Origin of the sequence: Yersinia artesiana, from assembly GCF_902726545.1 — a bacterium.
GTDB lineage: Bacteria > Pseudomonadota > Gammaproteobacteria > Enterobacterales > Enterobacteriaceae > Yersinia > Yersinia artesiana.
In genome coordinates this window covers 1-4,583 of sequence record NZ_CACVAD010000103.1, presented here as the reverse complement: position 1 = coordinate 4,583, position 4,583 = coordinate 1, and the positions used below count along the sequence as shown (strand labels likewise).

Sequence of the window (4,583 nt, the reverse complement as noted above, 5' to 3'; positions counted from 1 at the left end):
GCCGAACTCAGAAGTGAAACGCCGTAGCGCCGATGGTAGTGTGGGGTCTCCCCATGCGAGAGTAGGACACTGCCAGGCATCAAATCAAGCCGAGACCCCATGCCAAAAGCGTGGGGTTTTTGCTATGTGGGAAATAAAAAGCCAAAGAAAGAGCCTTCTGCCATGCAGAGGGCTTTTTTATGTATTCACTTAAAACAAAATACAATATGAGTATTATGATCGGTTAGACTAGCGTTAGAGCTAGTTAGAATGAGTATCCAATGTAATGTCGAATCAACGTTCCCCGCTAAAACATCTCAACACTTTTGCACTATCGGCCTACGCGAGCAATGTTATCAGTGCTAGTTCTACACAAGAATTGATTGATGCATGGCATGAGTCTGTCTCTAAGCATCGGCCTGTACTCTTGCTTGGGGAGGGCAGTAATGTGCTGTTTATTGAAAACTACTCAGGGACAGTATTACTTAACCGTATTAAGGGTATTACCTGTACGGAAGATGATACTGCCTGGCATCTGCATGTAGGTGCCGGGGAGAATTGGCATCAATTGGTATGCTACTCGTTGCAAAATAACATGCCGGGTTTAGAGAACTTAGCTTTAATCCCTGGCTGTGTTGGCTCTGCTCCAATTCAAAATATTGGTGCATATGGTGTTGAGCTGCAAAAAGTATGTGAATACGTTGATTTGCTGGATATGGAGAAGGGCACAGTTCTACGCCTTTCTGCTGAAGACTGCCAATTTGGTTATCGTGACAGCATATTTAAACATCACTACGGTTATGGATTTGCCATTGTAGCTGTAGGTATTCGATTAATAAAATCTTGGGTACCGACATTAGGCTACGGTGATTTAATGCGTATGGACCCATTGACTGTGACAGCAATAGATATTTTCAACTCTGTCTGTGCGATGCGTCGGAGTAAATTGCCTGATCCGACTGTGACTGGCAACGCCGGTAGTTTCTTTAAAAACCCAGTTGTGGATGCAACTGTGGCTGAAGATATTGTGAAACGCTACCCCAATGCACCTCATTACCCACAACCCGATGGATCTGTAAAGCTGGCTGCGGGCTGGCTTATTGATCAGTGTGCGCTCAAAGGATACCAGATTGGCGGGGCTGCCGTGCATCAGCAGCAAGCTTTGGTACTGATTAATCTTGCAGAGGCTACTGGGCAGGATGTGTTGGGGCTTGCCAGTCATATTCGTCAGCAGGTCGCAAAGAAATTTTCCATCTGGTTAGAGCCAGAGGTGCGCTTTATCGCAAGTAATGGTGAAGTTAATGCTGTGGAGCGTTTGTCGTGAAAGATATAAAAGTCCCCTTGCGATTAATTGGTGTACTTGCCGATGGTGCTTTTCACTCAGGTGAGCAGCTAGGTGAAATGTTGGGTATGAGCCGTGCCGCAATTAATAAGCACATGCAAACTATCAGAGAATGGGGACTGGATGTTTTTACTGTGCCTGGCAAAGGATATAGCTTACCGGCACCTATCCAATTGCTTGATGAACAAACCATATTAAGTTATTTACCCGCCGGTCAAGTCGCTGTATTACCGGTAGTTGATTCGACGAATCAATATCTGTTAGATCGCATCACTAAACTTAAATCTGGTGATGCTTGCGTTGCTGAATATCAGCAAGCTGGCCGCGGTAGACGTGGTCGCCAGTGGGTCTCGCCTTTTGGTGCTAATCTTTATTTATCAATGTTCTGGCGATTGGAACAAGGCCCTGCGGCCGCGATGGGGCTAAGCTTAGTGGTGGGCATTGTGATGGCAGAGGTACTGCATAAACTGGGTGCAGAGCATGTTCGCGTCAAGTGGCCGAATGATTTGTATTTAAATGATAAGAAGCTGGCTGGAATATTAGTGGAACTCACCGGTAAAACGGGTGATGCAGCACAGTTGGTTATTGGTGCCGGTATCAATTTGACCATGCGTGAATCAACGACCAATGTTATTAGCCAGGACTGGATTAATTTACAAGAAGCTGGCGTTATTATTGATCGTAATAAGCTGACAGCTGAATTGTTATCTGAATTACGACTGGCAGTGGTTAAATTTGAAAATGAGGGACTATCCGCCTTTATTTCACGTTGGCGGGAAATGGATAATTATCTTGATCGCCCAGTAAAATTGATTATCGGAAACCAAGAAATATTTGGTATTGCTCGCGGTATAGATCAACAAGGCGCATTATTGTTAGAGCAGGATGGGCATATAAAATCTTATATCGGTGGTGAAATATCTCTTCGCGGAGTTAATTAATAAGTTAAGTGGGCAGCTATTACTGCCCACTATTTGTTATTTTCTTAAACGCACACTTTCGACTGCATGATTGGCACTTTTAGTCATTATTAGGCTAGCGCGTTCACGCGTTGGCAATATATTCTGTTTTAAATTCAATCCATTAATTTCTTTCCATAGCTGGGTTGCAATCTTCACTGCCTCTGTTTCTGGCAGTTTTGCATAGTTATGGAAGTAAGAATCAGGATTAGAAAATGCACCCTGACGGAACTTAAGGAACCGGTTGATATACCAACTTTGCAACAAGTCTTCAGGCGCATCTACATATATAGAGAAATCTACAAAGTCGGAAACAAATACATGATGTGGATCATGAGGGTAATCCATGCCACTCTGTAAAACATTTAATCCCTCTAATATAAGTATGTCCGGCTGTTTGATAATCTTATTACCATCAGGGACAACATCATATATTAAATGGGAATAAACTGGCGCGGTAACATGGTCAGCACCTGATTTTACCTCAGAGACGAATTTCACCAAGTTGTGCATATCATAGGATTCTGGGAATCCCTTTTTCTTCATCAGCCCGCGCTCGTTCAGCACTTTATTTGGATAAAGAAAACCATCTGTAGTAATCAGTTCGACACTACGATGCTCTGGCCAGCGGCTTAACAACGCCTGCAGTAAACGAGCGGTTGTACTTTTACCTACCGCAACACTGCCCGCAATACCGATAACATAGGGAATACGTTGGCCATCAGTTCCAAGAAATTGCTCCAGAACCGCCTGGCGACGCAAATTAGAACTGATATAAAAATTAAGTAGTCGTGAGAGTGGCAGATATATTTGTGCCACTTCATCTAATGAAAGGTCTTCGTTAATCCCTTTGAGTTTAACGATTTCTTCTTCTGTTAGCGTCAATGGTACTGAGTCGCGCAAAGCAGCCCACTGAGTACGATCGAACTGTAGATAAGGCGTCGCTAAAGATTGATCTCTTTTTGTCATAAGCCAAATTCTGCCTGTTAACGCAGGTTGGGAAAGGCGCTGGACGCCAACTCCAGATAAGAAACAAGCTGCATATTATAGGCAGCTTGCTTTTTGGCGTAGACATTTTTGTGTTTAGTGAGTGATTTCTTTGATGTGTGTTGCTATTCCGATCAATTAAGAAGGGCTATGCCAAGCTTCTACTTTGTAGTTCATTGCATTTATAATTATTAGCTTGCTATGGATGTATGTGTTTGATTAACAGAGAATAAACGTTTGAAATAAATAGCAGTTGGATGATAGTAACCATCTGGAGTACAGGCATAATCAGGGATTTCGCCCATACATCGGTACCCTTGTGCACGATAGAAAGACTCAGCGGGGGAGCCAGCTTCGGTATCCAGGTATAACAATCCGCGACGAAGTTGGACCGCAGTATTTTCCATCTCAATAATTAATTTATGTCCAACCCCTGTGCGGCGGCTGCGGCTATGGACTAATAATTTCTGTACTTCGGCTCGATTTAAACCATTCGGTTTTTGGCAAAGGTCTAATTGGATGGTTCCAACAATTCCGACTTCATCACGAGCGATCCACAACAATAATGTACCTTTTGTAATCGCCGGGCGAAGGCCATGATAGTAGCTCTCAGCCTCTTCTTGTGAGAGGACTCGAGTGCTATAACCGATAGAGGCTCCATGAGAAACAGCGTCAATCAGCAAATGTGCCAGCTCACTTCGGTATATCGGCAATGTCGCGGCATTCAGTAAAACTATCTTCATAATAAAGCCCCTGTCTGATATCTGGCTTGCACGTATATTTATGTTTAAGCAATAAATAAGCCAAATACGGAACTGTGTGATAAATGGCGTTAGGCCAGGATTTTTTTAGCTTCTAATGCACCTTTTGGGGTCGATTTCCCCATAGTGGGGCACAAAGTTGAATTTATTTTCGCTTTGTGGACGATAGAATTGTTTGGCAGTGAGACATGAGCTGCTTTTTAGGTATGTTTTTCATTCATAGGTTTGGTTAAAATAGTGAACTACTGAGTGTGAATTGAGCCAACTATGGTCAATAATACATCTGGTGTTTAAAAAATGGCTGTTTTATGAGCGAAAGGGCAATTTGTGCAATTTTTTTGTTGCATCATAGGCCCACTCTACCTAGAATGCGCTGCACTTGATGCCGGCATAGCTCAGTTGGTAGAGCAACTGACTTGTAATCAGTAGGTCCCGAGTTCGACTCTTGGTGCCGGCACCATTCAAGTATTAAAATTTAGGTGGGGTTCCCGAGCGGCCAAAGGGAGCAGACTGTAAATCTGCCGTCATCGACTTCGAAGGTTCGAATCCTTCCCC

At 43.5% G+C, this 4,583-nt stretch carries 4 protein-coding genes, 1 tRNA gene and 1 rRNA gene; 4 read left to right on the top strand and 2 right to left on the bottom strand.

Annotated elements, in window-relative coordinates:
- From rrf to birA, 3 genes are all read left to right on the top strand, one after another.
- Positions 1-78 (top strand): 5S ribosomal RNA (rrf, locus tag HU019_RS20590); the annotation flags it as partial.
- Between the two features lie 187 nt (positions 79-265).
- Positions 266-1,303, top strand: a complete 1,038-nt coding sequence (gene murB, locus HU019_RS20075) for a UDP-N-acetylmuramate dehydrogenase (protein WP_174849929.1) — start codon at positions 266-268, stop codon at positions 1,301-1,303.
- Complete coding sequence (gene birA / locus HU019_RS20070) at positions 1,300-2,262, top strand: bifunctional biotin--[acetyl-CoA-carboxylase] ligase/biotin operon repressor BirA (protein ID WP_174849928.1); 963 nt, start codon at positions 1,300-1,302, stop codon at positions 2,260-2,262. Before murB ends, birA begins: the two co-directional genes overlap by 4 nt.
- Positions 2,263-2,298: 36 nt before the next feature.
- On the opposite strand, the gene coaA is transcribed toward birA, so the two are convergent.
- Positions 2,299-3,249 (bottom strand): type I pantothenate kinase, encoded by a 951-nt coding sequence (gene coaA, locus HU019_RS20065; RefSeq protein WP_174849927.1) that lies wholly within the window; start codon positions 3,247-3,249, stop codon positions 2,299-2,301.
- 209 nt (positions 3,250-3,458) lie between these two features.
- On the bottom strand, positions 3,459-4,010 hold the full coding sequence (locus HU019_RS20060) for a GNAT family N-acetyltransferase (protein WP_174849926.1): 552 nt from the start codon (positions 4,008-4,010) through the stop codon (positions 3,459-3,461).
- A 402-nt stretch (positions 4,011-4,412) separates the two neighbouring features.
- On the opposite strand from HU019_RS20060, the gene HU019_RS20055 reads away from it, so the two are divergent.
- Positions 4,413-4,488 (top strand) — tRNA-Thr (locus HU019_RS20055).
- Positions 4,489-4,583: the final 95 nt, after the last annotated feature.